This is a genomic window from Aliiroseovarius conchicola, assembly GCF_041403445.1.
Classification (GTDB): Bacteria; Pseudomonadota; Alphaproteobacteria; order Rhodobacterales; family Rhodobacteraceae; genus Aliiroseovarius; species Aliiroseovarius conchicola.
The window spans coordinates 160,819-178,727 of sequence record NZ_JBGEHL010000002.1 but is presented as its reverse complement, the minus strand read 5'-3'; the positions used below and the strand labels follow the sequence as shown (position 1 = coordinate 178,727).

Below are 17,909 nucleotides of genomic sequence, written 5' to 3'. Positions count from 1 at the left end.
ATGCTTAGCTGTATTAGGCTGCATCTTTCGAAGAAATGCCGTGTTTGCTGGAGGAACTATGATCAAGCCGCAAGGCTACAGAATGTCATTCTCAACGGGCGGCCTGTTTCTCAACGAAAGCGTAGAGTTGGCGCGTTTACACCTGCCGGGGGAGCCTTGGGTGGAAACGCAAGCACGTGCCTTCGATGAGGGAACCACGCATCTACCCAAGGATGCATCCAATACTCGAACAATTCGCGAGATCAAAAACAGGATTGAGACGTTTTCTGAGGATGAACTGGCGTACTTTGTGGGGGCTGCTGATCGAGCTGATCAACAGGCTTTGCTGTGGATCGCTTGTTGTCGAGCTTATCGGTTCGTTCGCGAATTTGCGGTCGAGGTCATCCAAGATAGGTTTCTCTCTTACCAGTTAGACCTGCCGCTGGAGAGTTTTGATGTGTTTTTCGACGCTAAAGCGGAATGGAATGACGATTTGGCTGGTTTGAGCATGTCCACCAGACTTAAACTCCGTCAGATCCTGTTTCGCATGATGCGTGAGGCAGACATTTTGACTGCTGACAACCAAATCCAAACATCTCTTCTTTCTACTAAGCTGACGGCCATGATTGAGGCCACCAACATAGCCGAGTTAGCGTATTTTCCCGGCCTCTCGCCGGAAGAGGTTTGACTATGAATAAGTCAATCAGCCGCAAAGAGCGGCTTGAACATGTCCTACAAGTTGTCACGAGCGAACGCTTCCTAAAGAAGCAGGGCCTTGGCAACGAGGTGCCGTTTTTCGTCTGCGACTATGCACCCACTGACGGGTTAACGATTAACGAAGACCGCGAGGACATCGTTAAGAGAGCAAGCCACTCAGGCGTGACCATCCTTGATTTGAACCTCTATGATCTGTGCCTCGCTCTCCTGAAGGAACGCGGGATCCTTGAGCGGGTTTTTGAGATGGAAGCAGACGGAGATAAATCCGAGCTAAAAGAGTTGCTTCAAAACGTTCTGGATCCTTCCGAGCATCTCATTCCCAAGATTGCGGACGCATTGCGCTCAAACGAACACGACGTGATTTTCCTGTCGGGCGTCGGGGAGATTTACCCTTACATCCGGTCCCACAATGTCCTGAACAACCTTCAAAGCACGGCCAAGCAGGCCCCAACTGTGATGTTCTTTCCCGGCACGTATACGCACGCGCTGACAACCGGCGCGTCGCTGGACCTATTTGGCCTCCTGCATGACGACAAGTACTACCGTGCTTTCAACCTTATGAGCTACGAGGTCTAAACCCGATGACCACTTTGATGCGAGATATTTTCCTAAAGCCAGTCGACCGCCCGATTGATGGGGTGATCAAAGCCGATGACGAAGCCAGCCTTCGCATTGAGCTCGATGAATATGTGATCACGACCGAGATAGGTGCGCGCCTCGAACGCTTTCTGGATGCCTACAACAACTATCAGACAGCCAATGGTGTTTGGATTTCCGGATTTTTTGGCTCGGGTAAATCACACCTTTTGAAGATGCTCGCGCTCTTGCTGGAAAACGATCCCGTTGACGGAAAAGCACCTCTCACCATTTTTGAGGAAAAACTGGTCGGTGAACCAATGCTTGCAGGAGCCCTGCGCAAAGCGGTCGCGATCCCATCAAAATCCATCCTCTTCAACATCGACCAAAAGGCCGACGTTATCTCCAAGAGCGATGTTGATGCGCTACTTTCGGTGTTCCAGAAGGTCTTTGATGAAGCATGCGGCTATTTTGGCAAGCAACCTTACATCGCACAGTTTGAACGCGATCTCGATGAGCGCGGACAATTGGAAGCCTTCAGAACCGCCTATGAAGCCGAGGCGAACATTCCGTGGGAACGCGGCCGCGAGCAGGCAGCTCTCGAGGGGCGTAACATTGCATCCGCTTTTGCCTCGGTCACAGGCAGCAATGCCGAAGATGCTAAAGATATTCTGAAAAATTACCGCACGGACACGCGTGTTTCTATTGAAGACTTCGCCAAAAAGGTGAAGGAGTGGATCGACCGCCAGGGACCGAAGTTTCGCCTGAATTTTTTTGTTGACGAAGTGGGTCAGTACATTGCCGACAACGTCAAACTTATGACCAATCTTCAAACCATTGCTGAAAGCCTTAACACCAAGTGTAAGGGCCAGGCATGGGTGATTGTGACCTCCCAACAGGACATGGAAGCCATAATCGGAGACAACCAAACGTTTCAGAGCCAAGATTTCTCCAAAATCATGGCGCGGTTCAATATCCGCATGCCTCTTAACTCAGCAGATGTTGCTGAGGTTATCCAGCGACGCCTCCTTGCCAAAACCGATGCCGGCTCAATCACTCTGGGGAATCTTCATGACCGTGAAGAGAACAATCTCAAGACTTTGTTTGATTTCACCGACGGTTCCATCAAGCTAAAAAACTTTCAGGACAAAGACCACTTCATCGCCAGTTATCCGTTCCCTGGTTATCAGTATGATCTGTTTCAAATGGCGATACGTGGCTTGTCGCAACACAATGCCTTTGAAGGCAAACATAGCTCGGTCGGTGAGCGCTCCATGCTCGGCGTTTTTCAGGAAGTGTCAAAAACACTCATTGATCAGCCTGTTCGTGGATTAGCAACGTTTGAAATGATGTTTGAGGGCATTCGTACAGCCCTAACGTCGGCAGCACAAAGCTCCATCTTGATAGCTGAAAGCAATCTGGGTGACCCATTTGCGGTGCGTGTATTGAAGGCGCTATTCCTTGTTAAATACGTCAAGGAATTCAAACCAACTGTGCGCAATATCAGTATTTTGATGCTGTCAGATTTCAACGCAGATCAAACTGTGTTGCGGCGCGACATTGAGGCCGCGCTTTCAGAACTTGAGCGCAACACCTACATCCAGCGCAACGGTGAAGTTTACGAGTTCCTGACCAACGAAGAAAAAGACGTCGAAGACGAGATTAAGTCGGTGGACATTGATCCGGCAGAGCTGTCAGCAGAACTCGAGGCGCTGGTCTTTGACTCCACCCTGCGCCATCGAAAGATCAAGCACGGCGCGATAGGGCATGAGTATGCCTTCAGCCGCATGCTTGATGGTCATATCCTCGGGCGCACGTACGAGCTGGCAATCAATGTGATTAGCCCGTTTAACGATGAAGTTGATAGCCCCGAAGCCATCCGCATGCGCAGTATGGGCAGCGACGAACTTGTCGTGCACATGCCCTCCGATGTGCGCTTCATTCGAGATCTGACTCTCTTCAAGCAAACAGATAAGTTTGTGCGCCAGGCGCGTACTGGATCACCACAGCCAGGTCGAGATCGTATTGTCGCCGAAAAGGGCGATCAAAACCGTCGCCGACGCAAAGATATTGAAATGCGTTTGGGCAAGCTGATGAGCGAAGCGCGCATGTTTGTCCGTGGGGATGAGTTGGAAATTCGCGGGGAAGACCCTCAGGAGAGAATTACCAAAGCGTTCCAAACCCTGGTCGACAAAATCTATGTGAACCTGGGCATGCTGCGCGGTGTTGTCTATTCCGAAGTGGATCTAAAAAAAGCTGCCCGATCTGAAAACAGTCTGTTTGGTCAGGAAGGCTCAGGCCTTGGCGAAGCTGAGCAGGAAATCTTGAACTTTGTGCAGTCCCAAGCGCGCAATGGCGTGAAGGTTTCTGCCAAGTATCTCAAGGACCGGTTTTCTTCCAAACCCTATGGCTGGCCAGAGATTGCAGTGTTTTGCGTTGCTGCAAGTTTGGTTGGCAAAGGCAAAGTGGAAGTGCGCTCTGACGGCGCGGTCAAAGAAGGAGACGCTTTGGTCAGTGGATTGCAAAACAACCGCCTGATCGAGAACCTTCTCTTTACCCCTCAGACAGAGTTCACTTCAGCACAATTGCGCAAAGCCAAAGATCTTTACAAAGAGCTCTTTGATGCGCCCGCTGATGGCTCTGATGCACGCTCCTTGGGCGCAGAATGGTCAACCAGTGTGGCGGCGATGGTTGATGATATCAAAAACCTCACACAGCGTGAAGCCCAGTATCCGTTCACCAAGTCCCTGAAGCCTCTCCAGGCAAAACTGCAAGCAATGGCTGACAAGCCGGCAGGTTGGTTCATCACGGAAGTGGTGGCGCAGGAAGATGAACTTCTAAATGACAAAGAAGATCTGCTGGATAAAATCCGCAGTTTCATGGGTGGAAGCCAACGTGCCATTTTCGATGACGTACAACAGTTCCTGGCATCTCAGCTTTCCAACATCGAGTATGTTGATGCGGATGCGGCCAAACAGCTTCGCGATGTCATTGAGGATCCAAGCTGTTTTAAAGGATCGATGGTTCAAAACCTGAAGTCTGACTTCTACGCGCTGAAGGACAAGGTTGAGTTGCAACTGCTGAAAGAGCGTAAAGCTGTTCAAAATGCCGTTGCCGATATCGAGGCCAAAGTCCTGGGGCTTTCTGAATACGCGGACTTGCCCGATGAGGCCAAAGCTCAGTTGAGCGGTGCCATTGCTTCTCGCAAGGCTGGCCTCGACAACATCACCTTGATCCCGGCCTTGCGTGATCGCAAGAACAGCATTCAGAGTGACCTTTTTACCGACATGCTGATGTTGATCGAGCGCCTCAAACCGGCGCCTGTCGAACCAGTACCGCAGGACAAACCGGATGACCGCGACGATACGACACCTCCAGAGGAGACACCTCCAGAAACGCCCCCTAAGGAGGCTCCCCCAAAAATCGTCAAGGCCAGCGAGGTTCATGTTGATTTCAATGAGCCGTACCTGGCTGATGAAACGGACGTAGATCGCTATATAGAAGAGCTCAAAAAATCCCTCATCGCTGAGATCCGCGATGGCAAGAAGGTGGTCGTCTAATGGATACCAATGCGCTTAAGAAGTTCGCTCAGGCGGCACGAAACCTTCTGATCGATCAGGTGTCCTCGCGTCTTGATCGCGTAATTGCCGACAGCAGCATGGAGCGGCGTGAACACCCTCAGGCGATCAAATACCTTGAAAACGCCATTCGCAAGGATGGGCAGCAGCAAGTCATCGAGCAGGTCGCTTATACTTGGTTCAACCGGTTTACGGCCCTGCGGTTCATGGATGCCAATGACTACACTCAGGTGCGTGTTGTCTCCCCCGCAGATGGTGCCACACGGCCAGAGCTTCTGGCGGAAGCGGCGGCGGGCAACCTGCCGGATGGTGCGCCAGATCGCATTTTGGAGCTGCTCGATGGGCGTATTCCATCCAATGATGGCCAGTCCGAGGCCTATCGCATGTTGCTGGTGCATGAGTGCAATCGCCTCCACACTCCCTTGCCGTTTATGTTCGAGGCGATTGACGACCATTCCGAACTGCTGATGCCGGATGATCTGCTGTCCAGCAGTTCCATCCTGACTGAAACCCGCGCCGTGATGACCACAGAGGCATGTCAGGACGTCGAGATCATCGGCTGGCTCTATCAGTTCTATATCTCGGAGAAGAAGGATCAGGTCTTTGCGGGCCTCAAGAAGAACCAGAAGATCACGGCCGAGAACATCCCCGCCGCGACGCAGCTGTTCACCCCGCACTGGATCGTGCGCTATCTGGTGGAGAACTCTCTGGGGCGGCTTTGGCTGCTGAACAATCCGCAGAGCGGGCTGGCGACCAAGATGGATTATTACATCGCGCCCGAAGAGCCCGAGACGGACTTCCTGAAAATCACCAAGCCGGAAGAGATCCGCATCTGCGATCCCGCCGCAGGCTCGGGGCACATGCTGACCTATGCCTTTGACCTGCTCTACGCCATCTACGAGGAAGAGGGATATGACCAGACAGAGATCCCCGCGCTGATCCTGACGCACAACCTGACCGGGTTGGAGATTGACGACCGAGCAGGCGCGCTGGCCGCCTTTGCGTTGGCGATGAAGGCCGCGAGCAAGCTGGGTAGGCGGCGGTTTTTGCGGATGGAGGCAAAGCCCGACATCTGCGTGTTGCAGAACGTGGTCTTTACCGAGGCCGAGATGCAGGATGTGGCCGCCGTTGTGGGCAAGGATCTGTTCACCGATGAGTTGCGCGAGACGTTGGGCCAATTCGCGCAGGCCAAGAACTTCGGCTCGCTGATCGTGCCGAAACTGCGCGACCCGGCAGAGACCCTACGGGTGGTCGAAGCGCGGGATTTCGGCTCCGACCTGCTGCTGAAGGACGTGCAGGCGCGCGTTGTGGCCGTGCTGCGCATGGCCGAGGCGCTGTCGCCGAACTATCATGTGGTGGTGGCTAACCCGCCGTATATGGGCAAGAAGGGGATGAACGGCGAACTTCAAAGCTTTGTAAATGAACAATTCCCCAACGAAAAAGGGGATCTCTTTGCGGCGTTTACTCAGCGTTCCGCCTTGCTTTCGCTATCTGATGGCCGGGTTGGCATCATGTGCCCCAGCGTGTGGATGTACCTTTCTTCCTACGAACACCTACGGAACCGTATGGTCTCAGAGTATTCGCTCCGAACGCTGGTCGAACTGCCTCTGTCTGCGTTCAAGGGCGCAACAGTACAAATTTGCGCATTTGTTTTCTTGAAGTGTCGATCACAGGACGCAGAGGCTAAGTTTGTGAAGCTTACAGACTTCCGTGGAGGCGACCCTGAAATGTCCGCACTCACATGCAAGGTAGCAAAAAGGAAAGACACGTCCTACCTTTACTCGAAAAAGCTCTCTGACTTCCTCGTAATTCCTGGCGCTCCATTCGCTTATTGGCTTAGTGCCGGAATACAAGAAATTTATCGTCAAGAACATCCTATCGGTGAGAAAGTTGTGGCCCGTCAGGGGCTGCGCACGGGTGATAATGATCGCTTTATTCGTAGTCATTGGGAAGTTGCAGAACAAGATTTAGCCCTGAATTCCCCATCGGTTGACGAACTATGGCAAACAAGTCTCAAGTGGGTGCCGATGAACCGGGGCGGAGCATTCCGCAGGTGGTATGGAAATGTAGAGGATGTGATTAGGTTTGACCGTAACACGCGAAATGTTCTGAAAGGCATGGGAAACAAACTTCCCTCTGAGCCTTTGTATTTCAAAGAAATGGTGTCTTGGTCAGACATTACCTCTGCTACAAATTCTTTTCGCTTGTATCCAACGGGCTTTATCTTTGATGGAAACGGACATGCGGCGTTTCCAGAGAACCGGCAAGAAGCACAGGTTCTAATTTCCTACCTGAACTCAAATTTAGTGAACAAGATTACGAAGCTCCTCTCTCCGGGGCTCCATTTTGACGTCGGCTACTTTCGACAGATGCCTTATCCCACAGATGTTTTTGAAAGCAAGCACAGCGACAGGTTGGGTTCTTTGGGACACGATCTAATTTGCATCGCTCGCTCAGACTGGGACGCCTACGAAACCTCTTGGGACTTCACCACGTTCCCGCTGCTCTCGCCGGACCATCGCGGCGAGACGCTGGCGGAGAGCTATGCAACGCTCCGCGCCCATTGGCAGTCCATGACGGACGAAATGAAGGCCCTCGAGGAAGAGAACAACCGCATCTTCATCGACGCTTACGGTTTGCAAGACGAGCTGACCCCCGAGGTGCCGCTCAATGAGATCACCCTGACCTGCAACCCCGCCTATCGCTATGGCATCAAGAACGACGCCGAGGCCAACGAGACCCGCCTGCGCGCCGACACAATGGCCGAGTTCCTTAGCTACGCTGTGGGCTGCATGTTCGGCCGCTACAGCCTTGACGCCCCCGGCCTGATCCTCGCCAATCAGGGCGAGACGCTGGAAGACTACCTTGGACGCGTTCCAAACCCGAGCTTCATTCCAGATGACGACAACGTTATCCCCGTGCTGGATGCTGACTGGTTCACCGACGATATCGTAGCGCGATTCCGCAAGTTCCTGCGGGTGACATTTGGTGATGAGTGCTTCCAGGACAATCTGCGCTATGTCGAAGACAGCCTTGGCAAGGATCTTCGGAAATACTTCACCAAGGATTTCTACACCGACCACGTCAAACGCTACAAAAAACGTCCGATCTACTGGATGTTCTCCAGCCCCAAAGGCACGTTCAACGCCCTGATCTACATGCACCGCTATCGCAGCGATACGGTGTCGGTTGTGCTGAATGACTACTTGCGGGAATTCATCAGCAAGCTTGAAGCTGAACGCTCCCGTTTGGAGAAACTCTCCGATGATCCAACCGCTACTCAAGGGCAACGGTCAAAGGCGCTTAAAGACGTCGCCAAGATCGCCAAGCAGATCGACGAGTTGACGGACTGGGAACGTGATGTTGTCTTCCCACTTGCTCAACAGCAGATCCAGATCGATCTGGATGATGGCGTAAAGGCGAACTATCCGAAGTTTGGCCCGGCTCTAAAAAAGATCCCAGGGTTGTCATGAGAGGGCTGAGCTGATGAGTGATCGGGTTGCCGCATCTCTGTCCCGCATGTTCGAGGAGGAACGGCTGGTCTTCTGGTATGACGCGGATCGTGACATGCGAGAGACCTTTGAGGCGCTGGTTCTGGAAGGCGTAGAGAAGGTTGAGATCGACAACAATGAATTCGGTCTCAAATACCGCATTCTGCGCCAAGAGCCGGATCAAAAATTCCTGATCTATAAACATGGTCCAGAGCCAAAGATGCAAGACAACTGGTTGTTGGATGTGCAGCTGGCGACCGCTGTGTTCAAAGCGGATCAGGCAGCCATCTGGGTGCAGGAGCTTGGGATCCCCACGCAATATGATGCGGCAGTGCGCGATCATATGGAATTCTATCGCTCGCAAAAACGATTGGACCGCCTGAAGAAATTTGAAGCAGACAAACCTTCGGCGGGTGTGTCAGAAATTCGTCGCAAGATGTTGGCTGTGTGTGTTGGCGCCGATGGAGATCTCGATACTGTCGTCGAGGCGTTGCTGGAGGATCTTGCGCAAGGAAAAGACGCACATCTGCGTCTAATCGAGCGCTCTGGCTTGACTGAGTTCCTTTGGAAACAGATTGCAAATGCATATGGCTATCAGGCGGATGATCCGGATTTTGAGGATTTCGCCATCGCCTTGTTCCAGTCTGCCTATCATCGCGCACTTGGTGATGCCGGGCAGCTCAATGCTGAAGCACTCCTGACATTCCGGCGCTGGAAGAACAGCCGTCACAATGGAGAGGCGTTTGAAGTCTTGTCGGCGCGTTATCAAGACATCCTGAACGTCCCCGAAGATCTGGAGGAGCGAGACGCCAGAACAGTCGTTGCAATCGATCATTTTGAGGAGATTGATCGCCATGTGATCCGCTCACTTGTGACCGCGATGTCAGAACAAACTGTCAGCAGTGCAGATGTCCTGAATTGGGTGCGTGAACGCCGTCAAAGCCACTGGTATCCGCGGTACAAGCATATCTATCAAGCCATTGCCTGTGCTACAGAATTCCAACAAGCGCTATCAAGCGCAAACCTTGGCATGACCAGCGCAGCCGATGGTCTGAAGCGCTATATCGGCAGTTGGTACAAGTTGGACCAGTTCTACCGCAAGTTCATCTACCACATGCAAGCGAGTGCGCAGCCGTCTCTGCTCTCAAGCCTCTACGACAATATTGAAAACCGCTACAGCAACAGCTTCGTTCTGAAGGTCAATGACCTCTGGCAGGATCAGATCGCCGGACTCGCAGAGTGGCAATTCCCAGGTTACGAGCGGCAGCAGGACTTTTATCTCAATCAGGCCGCTGAGTATCGCCGGCGGGATCAAAAGGTCGTTGTGATCATCTCTGACGCGTTGCGCTATGAAGTGGCTGAGGAATGCTTGCGGGAAATTCGCAAACTGAACCGGTTTGACGCGGACCTCAAACCAATGATCAGCGCCTTGCCCAGCTATACACAGCTCGGAATGGCGTCACTCCTGCCCAACAAGTCTCTCGAAATTCTTGAAAAAGGCAGCGAAGTCACTTCGTTTGGTCAGTCGACCGCAGGAACGGCGAACCGTGCCAAAATCTTGGCCAACGGGCGTGACGGAGACCACACCAAGGCAATGAAAGCCGAAGACTTCATGAATTTAAAGGGAGCTGAAGGGAAAGAGCTCTTCCGGGACAATCATGTCGTTTACATCTACCACAATCGGATTGATGCCGTTGGGGACAAGCTGCAAACAGAAGACCGCCTGCCTGAAGCGACTGAAGATGCCGTCGCCGATCTAATCAAGATGGTCCAAAAACTGACGTCAGCGAATTTCTCAAACATCATGATCACCGCAGACCATGGTTTCCTGTATCAGCACAGGCCGCTGGATGAGAGCAGCTTCTCAGTTGCAGAACCAGCTGGGGAAGAGGTTCTCGTTAAGAACCGCAGGTTTGTCGTTGGGCGCGGCCTTAAAGAAGCGGCCGGTCTGAAGCTTTGGAAAGCAGATCAGCTGGGGCTGCGTGGAAATCTGGATGTTTCCATTCCAAACTCAGTCAATCGACTTCGTGTTAAAGGATCAGGGGCACGCTTTGTGCATGGAGGCGCCAGCTTGCAAGAGATCGTTGTGCCGGTGTTACGGGTTGGCAAACAGCGTGAGGCAGATGTCAGCAAAGTCGATGTTCAGATTGTTGTGGCCGGTAAAAGCCTGATTTCCTCAGGCCAAACAGCGGTCATGCTTTACCAGATCCAACCTGTTTCTGAGAAACAACACGCCCGTCAGTTGACGGCTGGTATTTATGCTTCCGATGAAGAGTTGATTTCAGATTTGCATGACGTGACATTTGACTTCAGCTCTGAGAACGCACGGGAGCGGGAAATGCCTTTGAAATTCCTGCTGTCTCGCGCAGCGGATGAATATAATAATCAGGACGTCTTCCTGAAACTTAAAGAACAGATTGGCAAAACCAGCCACTCTGAAGAAATTGCCAGCCATCGGTTCCAACTGAAACGTGGCATCAAAACTGACTTTGACTTCTAAAGGGCGAACACATGACTGCGCTTGATGACAAGATTAATGAAAAGTTCGCTGGCTTTGTGGTTCGCAAGGACCTCGTCAAGGCGGTCAAAGGCAACGCCATTGTGCCTGGGTATGTGCTTGAATATCTTCTTGGCCAGTATTGCGCGACCGATGATGAAGCCTCTATTGCCACCGGAATTGAAACGGTCAAGGAGATCTTGCGGAAGCACTACGTGCACCGCAATCAGGCAGGCCTGGTGCAATCAGAAATCAAGGAGCGCGGGCGCTTCAAAGTGATTGATCGGGTGATGGTGTCACTCAATGAGAAAACCGATGCTTATGAAGCCGTCTTCGAAAACCTCTCGATCAAGAATGTCGCCATCGATTCAGGCACGATTAAAGCACACCCCAAACTGTTGGTAACCGGTGTTTGGTGCATCAGCGATGTTAGCTACGAGTTTGCCGAAAAGGCAGGCGTGTCTCCCTGGACCGTAGATACCTTAAAGCCTATCCAGGTCGCGGGCGTTGACTTTGAAATGTTCAAAGAGGCGAGGGGCGAGTTCACCACGGATGAGTGGATAGACGTCTTGATGCAAAGCGTCGGCTTCAATCCCGAAGAATTTGGAACCCGCAGCAAACTGCTCCAACTCATGCGCCTCATTCCATTCGTCGAGCGTAACTACAATCTGATTGAGCTTGGCCCCAAGGGGACGGGCAAATCCCACATTTACTCGGAGTTCTCACCGCATGGCCAACTGATTTCAGGGGGTGAGGTGACGGTTCCCAAGCTCTTTGTGAATAACAGCAACGGCAAGATCGGGCTTGTGGGCTACTGGGACGTGGTCGCCTTTGATGAATTCGCCGGTCGCACCAAGAAGCCCCAAAAGGCATTGGTCGACATTATGAAAAACTATATGGCGAACAAAAGCTTCTCCCGCGGTGTATCGACGATGGGAGCTGAGGCCAGTTTCGCGTTTGTGGGTAACACGGCCCACAACGTCCCATATATGCTCAAGAACTCTGACCTCTTTGAAGAGTTGCCGGCAGAGTTCCATGACTCAGCCTTTATTGACCGGATCCATTCCTACCTTCCCGGCTGGGAAGTGGAAGTTATTCGCTCAGAACTCTTCTCCGACGGGTATGGGTTTATCGTCGACTATATCGCCGAAATCCTACGCCATTTGCGCAACGATGACTTTGCATTGGTTTATCAAGACGCGGGCTTCAAACTCGGCAGCCAAATCTCGACACGTGACAGGGACGCGATAAACAAGACCATGTCCGGCTATCTCAAGCTCTTGTTTCCCAATGGGGGTGCGACAGAAGTAGAGATCGAAGGGTTACTCACTCTGGCAATTGAAAGCCGTAAGCGCGTCAAAGATCAGTTGAAGCGTATCGACAGCACGTACCCGGCAACGGATTTTCATTTTGTACGGCCGAACGGAGAGAAGCGCAGCGTTACGACACTGGAAGAAGATCAGTATCCGAAATTCTACAACCGCAATCTTATTCACGATGATGCTGCCGAAGAAGACGAGCCGCTGATTGATATGGAGGACGCAGCTGGCACAGTCGCGACGACGTCAGGCGAAACGTCTGCATCTGAAAAACCTGCCAAAGAACCTACCGAAATGCAGGCGCGCGAAGGGCACATTGTCGTGAAGGAGAATCGGAAAGGGGTGTCTTTCGAAAAAATATTCGGTCCCTGGATTAATGGTGCGAGCAAAATCACTATCACAGATCCCTATATCCGTAAGTTCCACCAGGCACGAATTCTGATGGAGTTCCTCGAACTGGTGATCCGCCAAAAGAACCCGGAGGATCATGTCAGCGTCGAGTTGATCACAGCCCCAAATGAAGGGGAGATTTCCAAGCAACGTGAGTTTCTGGACGAAATTTCTGGATCCTGCGCAGAAGGTGGCATCGATTTCACCTGGAGATTTGATGAAGCTGGCACAGCGCATGCCCGCCACATTATCACAGATACGGGCTGGAAAATTTCACTCGATCGTGGCTTGGATATATTCCAGTATTATGGAAACAGCGCGTTCAGTCTTGCAGGAAGGTTTCAGGAGCATAGAGCGGTGAAGCAGTTCGAAGTGACGTATTTGAGGCTGGATTCTCTTTAGAGATAAGCGTTTATATTCGTGATTTGATTTATTCGGGACGGTGGCGGAATTCTCTAATCATCGACAATGAAGCCGCAGCAAAACGCCCATGTTAGGTGCTACAATTGCACTGTTCGCGTAGAATTGTTGGGGTTGCATACATTGAAACTATAGAGGAGGCGCAGAACCAAGCGAACGCAGGGCTCTGGACTTACAATAACGAACCACCAAGCATGTGCATTGGCGGCATGACACCCGCGACGAATTTGAAAACAGCCGCGCGAATTCTGCGGATGGATCCCGCCAAAATGGGGGATTACCCAATGTTCAGGGGCATGAGTAAGTGACATCAAGCTCTTTAAAGCTGGAACTTGTGACAATCGAGAAACTCCACCCAGGGTACTTGGGCACGATAGGTCCGAGCATACGGATTGTTCTTTAGTTTCTCTTAATACTCGCGCCTTCGACCATTCGGCGGCAACAGTTTGAGACACAAGTTTTCGAATACATAAGCGGCTTCTGTTCGTCGTCTATCTCGTTAGTTGGAAAGCAGGGAAAATCTAAACGATGAAAAATCAGGGAGCAGTTCAGCCGCAAAAGAACTTCTGCAAGAGCTGACAGGTTTCAAGCTTCAGATTCCTCTAATAAGGCTTTTTCGAGCTTAGAAAGAATGACTGAGGAGTATTCCACGGAGAAAATGTCATCTTCTAATAGGCGAAATGGTCCATCCAGAACTGGTGCCAGAGGCAACTCACTTTCGGGCGCAAGTGAAACGAGTGCATAAGCCAGCATCTGTGCGGTTCCATCAGAAAACTTTGCCGGATCGATTTCAGTCAACCGTCTTCCACGATCCGACAGAGTTAGCAACTCAATACCGTCAACAATGGTCCACCGGAACACGTCATTCTTTAGCCCAAGCTCGCTGCATTTTTTGGACGCCCAACCGTACAAACGAAGCTGGAATGCCTCGTGCCAACCGTTTTCCTGCCACCTCGAATCCACCCATGTAAATTCCGTCTCACTCACCATTTCACTCCCGTTTTGGGAGTGAGTGAGTAACTGACTTATGCAGTCATGTCTATACCTTACAAGAAAAGCGCAGGATGGCAGGCACATTACATTCAGTAGAGTACAAACGCTTGGTTGAAGCGCTGGTTGAGGCCAGAAGGTCGATAGGAATTTCTCAGGCGTCACTTGCCGAACGCATTGGCCGTCATCCATCGTTCGTTGCAAAGGTCGAACTGATTGAGCGTCGCATTGATGTGGTTGAGTACTTGATTTGGGCTTCAGCGGTCTCGTCTGATCCGATTGCTCTTCTGAAGGATCACCTCCCTCTATTGCCAACAAAAATACCGCGTTAGCTCACTGCGCAGCATCAGACTGTCTATCATTTGTGAGGAACGCTCCACCTGATTTGGCCAATGTCGCAACTCATAGTATTTATTGGAAGGAACACGATGCCCCTTGATACAAAAAAACGTATCGCGTGAAACCCTTGGATCAGTCCACAGATGTGTTTCTATCACAACGTGTTTGTCGTCGATGATAATTGTGGCGTTTGAGAAGGGAGTGATCCTTGAAAAGGTATTGTGGTAGCAAGGGTTTTCGAACTGACATCTCGCAGTAAGCGAAGAAAATGTTTCCACAGATTCGAGGAATGTGCTTAGCAATTTGCACCCAATTGGATTTGTCGCCAAGTTGCAATGCACCGGATACTATCTCGGCGCTACGATATCAATTGCCGAAAAACTATAATTGATGCGGCGATTTTTTAGTCCATTTAGGGTCGCTTGCGTTTTTATTGCTACAAAACATTGGGTTGCATGGCTTCTATCTACCAATGCGGCGAAAATATATCGTGTAACGACCAAAGCGTTATGAGCGCTCTGCTCTAACCGTTGAGCTACAGGCCCACTGTGCTCTCTCTTACGGGCCCTTGCTAGCAAACTGGTGCGCGGCGTCAAGCGGGGCGTGGACTCTTTGCGGTCCTTAATGTAACCGAAGCGCAGATTTCTTTGGCGCCATTCGGGGGACAGACATGAGCGACGGCAAGAACGGTATCACCTATGCGGATGCGGGCGTTGATATCGACGCGGGCAACGAACTTGTCGAGCGGATCAAGCCTGCCGCCAAACGGACCAACCGTCCCGGTGTTATGGCGGGTCTTGGCGGATTTGGCGCGCTGTTTGACCTGAAAGGGGCGGGCTTCAACGACCCGGTTCTGGTGTCAGCCACCGATGGTGTTGGCACCAAACTGCGGATCGCGATTGATACGGGCAACGTGGACACGATCGGGATTGATCTGGTGGCCATGTGCGTCAATGACCTTGTCTGCCAAGGTGCTGAGCCACTGTTTTTCCTGGACTATTTTGCAACAGGCCACCTGGAAATGGACAAAGCCGCCCGCATCATCGAAGGCATCGCCAAGGGCTGCGAGCTGTCGGGCTGCGCGCTGATCGGGGGCGAAACTGCGGAAATGCCGGGCATGTACGAAGACGGTGATTTCGACCTCGCGGGTTTTTCGGTCGGCGCGATGGAGCGCGGCACCGACTTACCGAAGGGCGTGCAGGAAGGCGACGTGTTGCTGGGGCTCGCGTCAGACGGGGTTCATTCCAACGGCTATTCGCTGGTGCGAAAACTGGTCGAGGTTTCGGGTCTTGGCTGGGACGCGGATTGCCCATGGGACGACAAGATCACATTGGGTGAGGCTTTGTTAGCCCCCACACGCCTTTACGTTCGTCAGGCGCTTGAGGCCGTGCGGGCAGGGGGCGTGAACGCTCTGGCGCACATTACCGGCGGCGGTCTGACCGAAAACCTGCCGCGCGTGCTGCCCGACGGGCTGGGCGCGCTGGTTGATCTGGATGAATGGGACCTGCCACCGGTCTTCAAATGGCTCGCGGCCACGGGTGGAATGGATCAAGCCGAGATGCTGAAGACCTTCAACTCGGGTCAAGGCATGGTGCTTGTCGTAAGCGCGACCGAGGCTGCGGCGATCACCGATCTGTTGACCAAGGCCGGCGAGCGCGTCACTCAGTTGGGCCGTGTTCAAACGGGCGAAGGCGTGCGCTATCTGGGATCACTTCTGTGACATCTACCGGCGGGACGCATAAGCGGGTCGCCGTTCTGATCTCGGGCGGTGGGTCCAACATGGTCACGCTGGTAAACTCAATGACGGGCGATCACCCGGCGCGACCTTGTTTGGTCCTTTCAAACCGCCCGGATGCCGGGGGGCTTAAGAAAGCCGCCGACCTCGGCGTGGCGACTGCCGTGGTGGATCACCGCGATTTTCAGGGCGACCGTGCAGGGTTCGAAGCTGCATTGAACGCCGCACTGAACGGCGCCAATCCCGATATTGTCTGTCTGGCCGGGTTCATGCGGATTTTGACCGAGGGCTTTACAAGCCAATGGGCGGGGCGTTGTCTGAACATTCATCCATCTTTGCTGCCCAAGTATAAAGGTTTGCACACCCATCAACGGGCCATCGATGCAGGCGACACGGACGCGGGCTGTTCAGTCCACGAAGTCACCGCGGAATTGGACGGTGGTCCGATCCTTGGTCAAGCGCGCGTGCCTGTCCATCCCAATGATACCGCAGATAGTCTGGCCGCGCGCGTTCTTGTTCAGGAACATCGCCTTTATCCTGCGGTCCTCAGGCGTTTTGCGGCCGGAGATCGCACTCCGTTACACCTGTCTTGAGGCGCTCAAAAGGCCCAAGGCTTTCCTTTCCACCGCTTTCACCGTAAACCCGATGAAAGGCCCAAAAGCCGCAAGACACGAGCAGGACGATTACATGATCACGATCACGACGACTGAGGCGCTGGAAGAATTCTGTACCCGGGCCGCTTCGCACCCATATGTCACGGTCGATACTGAGTTTCTGCGCGAACGCACCTACTACTCTAAGCTTTGTCTGGTGCAGCTTGCCGTTCCCGGCGATGCAGAAGAAGACGCCGTTTTGGTGGACCCGCTGGTCGATAATCTATCGTTGGACCCGCTTTATGATCTGTTTCGCAACGAAAACGTGGTGAAGGTCTTTCATGCAGCCCGTCAGGACCTTGAGATCTTTTTTGTCGAGGCCAAAGTCTTTCCAAAACCGCTCTTTGACACACAGGTCGCGGCGATGGTCTGTGGCTTTGGCGATCAGGTCGGGTACGAAACCCTGGTGCGCAAAATCACCAAGGCACAAATGGACAAATCCAGCCGCTTTACCGATTGGTCACGGCGCCCGCTGACCGATGCCCAAAAGAACTATGCGATTGGGGACGTGACCCACTTGCGTCAGATTTACGAATATCTTGCAGCAGATCTTAAGTCGTCTGGCCGTGGCGATTGGGTTGAAGAAGAATTGGCGATCCTCACTGATCCTGCCACCTATACAATCCACCCCGAAGACGCTTGGAAGCGTCTGAAAACACGGACTAATTCCTCGCGGTTCCTCGGAATCGCAAAAGAGCTCGCACGGTTTCGCGAAGCCTATGCCCAGTCGCGTAACGTCCCCCGCAATCGGGTTATGAAAGATGATGCGTTGATGGAACTTGCATCGACCAAACCGCGTTCGGTCCAAGACCTTGGCCGTGCGCGGCTCTTGCTGCGCGAAGCCCGCAAAGGCGAGATCGCCGAAGGTATTCTTAAAGCAGTGACCGCTGGGGTCGAGATGCCGCAGGAGGACCTGCCACGGGCCGTCGACAAATCTCGCGACAAGCTGCAAGTAAACCCGGCATTGGCGGATTTGTTGCGCGTGCTTTTGAAAGCGCGTTGCGAGCAAGAGAAGGTGGCGCAAAAGCTCATCGCTTCAGCCGCTGATCTGGACGCGCTTGCGGCAGGTCGGCGCGACGTGCCCGCGCTTAAGGGATGGCGGGCAGACGTGTTTGGCGCTGATGCCGTACGTTTGTGTGACGGTAAACTTGCGCTTGCAGCCAAAGGGCAGCGCGTCGAGGTGTTCGAGGTTTAGAATGCGTTCTAAGTTATTGGAAAGTAACTA

General features: G+C 52.7%; 11 protein-coding genes, 1 tRNA gene and 1 pseudogene. 11 read left to right on the top strand and 2 right to left on the bottom strand.

Going from position 1 to position 17,909, the window contains the following annotated elements; all coding sequences use genetic code 11:
- Positions 1-58: 58 nt before the first annotated feature.
- The 7 genes and pseudogenes from V6N04_RS03765 to V6N04_RS03735 all read left to right on the top strand — a co-directional run.
- Positions 59-667 (top strand): DUF1819 family protein, encoded by a 609-nt coding sequence (locus V6N04_RS03765; protein ID WP_371168797.1) that lies wholly within the window; start codon positions 59-61, stop codon positions 665-667.
- A 2-nt stretch (positions 668-669) separates the two neighbouring features.
- A complete protein-coding gene (locus V6N04_RS03760) occupies positions 670-1,272 on the top strand; it encodes a DUF1788 domain-containing protein (protein WP_371168796.1) in 603 nt (200 codons plus the stop codon).
- 5 nt (positions 1,273-1,277) lie between these two features.
- Positions 1,278-4,832 carry a BREX system P-loop protein BrxC gene (brxC, locus tag V6N04_RS03755; RefSeq protein WP_371168795.1) on the top strand — a complete coding sequence of 1,185 codons (3,555 nt, stop codon included), beginning with the start codon at positions 1,278-1,280 and terminating at the stop codon, positions 4,830-4,832.
- Positions 4,832-8,323, top strand: a complete 3,492-nt coding sequence (pglX, locus tag V6N04_RS03750; protein ID WP_371168794.1) for a BREX-1 system adenine-specific DNA-methyltransferase PglX — start codon at positions 4,832-4,834, stop codon at positions 8,321-8,323. The genes brxC and pglX overlap by 1 nt, the downstream gene beginning before the upstream one ends.
- Positions 8,324-8,336: 13 nt before the next feature.
- The gene (gene pglZ / locus V6N04_RS03745) at positions 8,337-10,841 is read left to right on the top strand and encodes a BREX-1 system phosphatase PglZ type A (protein WP_371168793.1); all 2,505 of its coding nucleotides are present in this window, start codon (positions 8,337-8,339) and stop codon (positions 10,839-10,841) included.
- 11 nt (positions 10,842-10,852) lie between these two features.
- Entirely contained in the window at positions 10,853-12,949 is a 2,097-nt protein-coding gene (gene brxL, locus V6N04_RS03740) for a BREX system Lon protease-like protein BrxL (RefSeq protein ID WP_371168792.1), read from the top strand.
- 69 nt (positions 12,950-13,018) lie between these two features.
- A pseudogene (locus V6N04_RS03735) lies at positions 13,019-13,209 on the top strand (integrase core domain-containing protein); the annotation flags it as partial.
- 343 nt (positions 13,210-13,552) lie between these two features.
- On the opposite strand, the gene V6N04_RS03730 reads toward V6N04_RS03735, so the two are convergent.
- The gene (locus V6N04_RS03730; RefSeq protein WP_371168791.1) at positions 13,553-13,954 is read right to left on the bottom strand and encodes a hypothetical protein; all 402 of its coding nucleotides are present in this window, start codon (positions 13,952-13,954) and stop codon (positions 13,553-13,555) included.
- A 77-nt stretch (positions 13,955-14,031) separates the two neighbouring features.
- Between V6N04_RS03730 and V6N04_RS03725 the strand changes: the two genes are divergently transcribed.
- Positions 14,032-14,289 carry a helix-turn-helix domain-containing protein gene (locus V6N04_RS03725; protein ID WP_371168790.1) on the top strand — a complete coding sequence of 86 codons (258 nt, stop codon included), beginning with the start codon at positions 14,032-14,034 and terminating at the stop codon, positions 14,287-14,289.
- Positions 14,290-14,600: 311 nt separating this feature from the next.
- Here the strand turns inward: V6N04_RS03725 and V6N04_RS03720 are convergent.
- Positions 14,601-14,841, bottom strand: a tRNA-Met gene (locus V6N04_RS03720).
- Positions 14,842-14,966: 125 nt separating this feature from the next.
- On the opposite strand from V6N04_RS03720, the gene purM reads away from it, so the two are divergent.
- The 3 genes from purM (at position 14,967) to rnd (ending at position 17,879) form a co-directional block, all read left to right on the top strand.
- Complete coding sequence (purM, locus tag V6N04_RS03715; protein WP_371168789.1) at positions 14,967-16,016, top strand: phosphoribosylformylglycinamidine cyclo-ligase; 1,050 nt, start codon at positions 14,967-14,969, stop codon at positions 16,014-16,016.
- On the top strand, positions 16,013-16,624 hold the full coding sequence (gene purN / locus V6N04_RS03710; protein WP_371168787.1) for a phosphoribosylglycinamide formyltransferase: 612 nt from the start codon (positions 16,013-16,015) through the stop codon (positions 16,622-16,624). The genes purM and purN overlap by 4 nt, the downstream gene beginning before the upstream one ends.
- A gap of 94 nt (positions 16,625-16,718) precedes the next feature.
- Positions 16,719-17,879 (top strand): ribonuclease D, encoded by a 1,161-nt coding sequence (gene rnd, locus V6N04_RS03705; RefSeq protein WP_371168786.1) that lies wholly within the window; start codon positions 16,719-16,721, stop codon positions 17,877-17,879.
- The last annotated feature ends 30 nt before the right edge of the window (positions 17,880-17,909 follow it).

Coding starts and splice junctions, on each gene's coding strand:
- V6N04_RS03765 (WP_371168797.1), top strand. CDS start 59: ATGATCAAGCCGCAAGGCTACAGAATGTCATTCTCAACGGGCGGCCTG.
- V6N04_RS03760 (WP_371168796.1), top strand. CDS start 670: ATGAATAAGTCAATCAGCCGCAAAGAGCGGCTTGAACATGTCCTACAA.
- brxC (WP_371168795.1), top strand. CDS start 1,278: ATGACCACTTTGATGCGAGATATTTTCCTAAAGCCAGTCGACCGCCCG.
- pglX (WP_371168794.1), top strand. CDS start 4,832: ATGGATACCAATGCGCTTAAGAAGTTCGCTCAGGCGGCACGAAACCTT.
- pglZ (WP_371168793.1), top strand. CDS start 8,337: ATGAGTGATCGGGTTGCCGCATCTCTGTCCCGCATGTTCGAGGAGGAA.
- brxL (WP_371168792.1), top strand. CDS start 10,853: ATGACTGCGCTTGATGACAAGATTAATGAAAAGTTCGCTGGCTTTGTG.
- V6N04_RS03725 (WP_371168790.1), top strand. CDS start 14,032: ATGGCAGGCACATTACATTCAGTAGAGTACAAACGCTTGGTTGAAGCG.
- purM (WP_371168789.1), top strand. CDS start 14,967: ATGAGCGACGGCAAGAACGGTATCACCTATGCGGATGCGGGCGTTGAT.
- rnd (WP_371168786.1), top strand. CDS start 16,719: ATGATCACGATCACGACGACTGAGGCGCTGGAAGAATTCTGTACCCGG.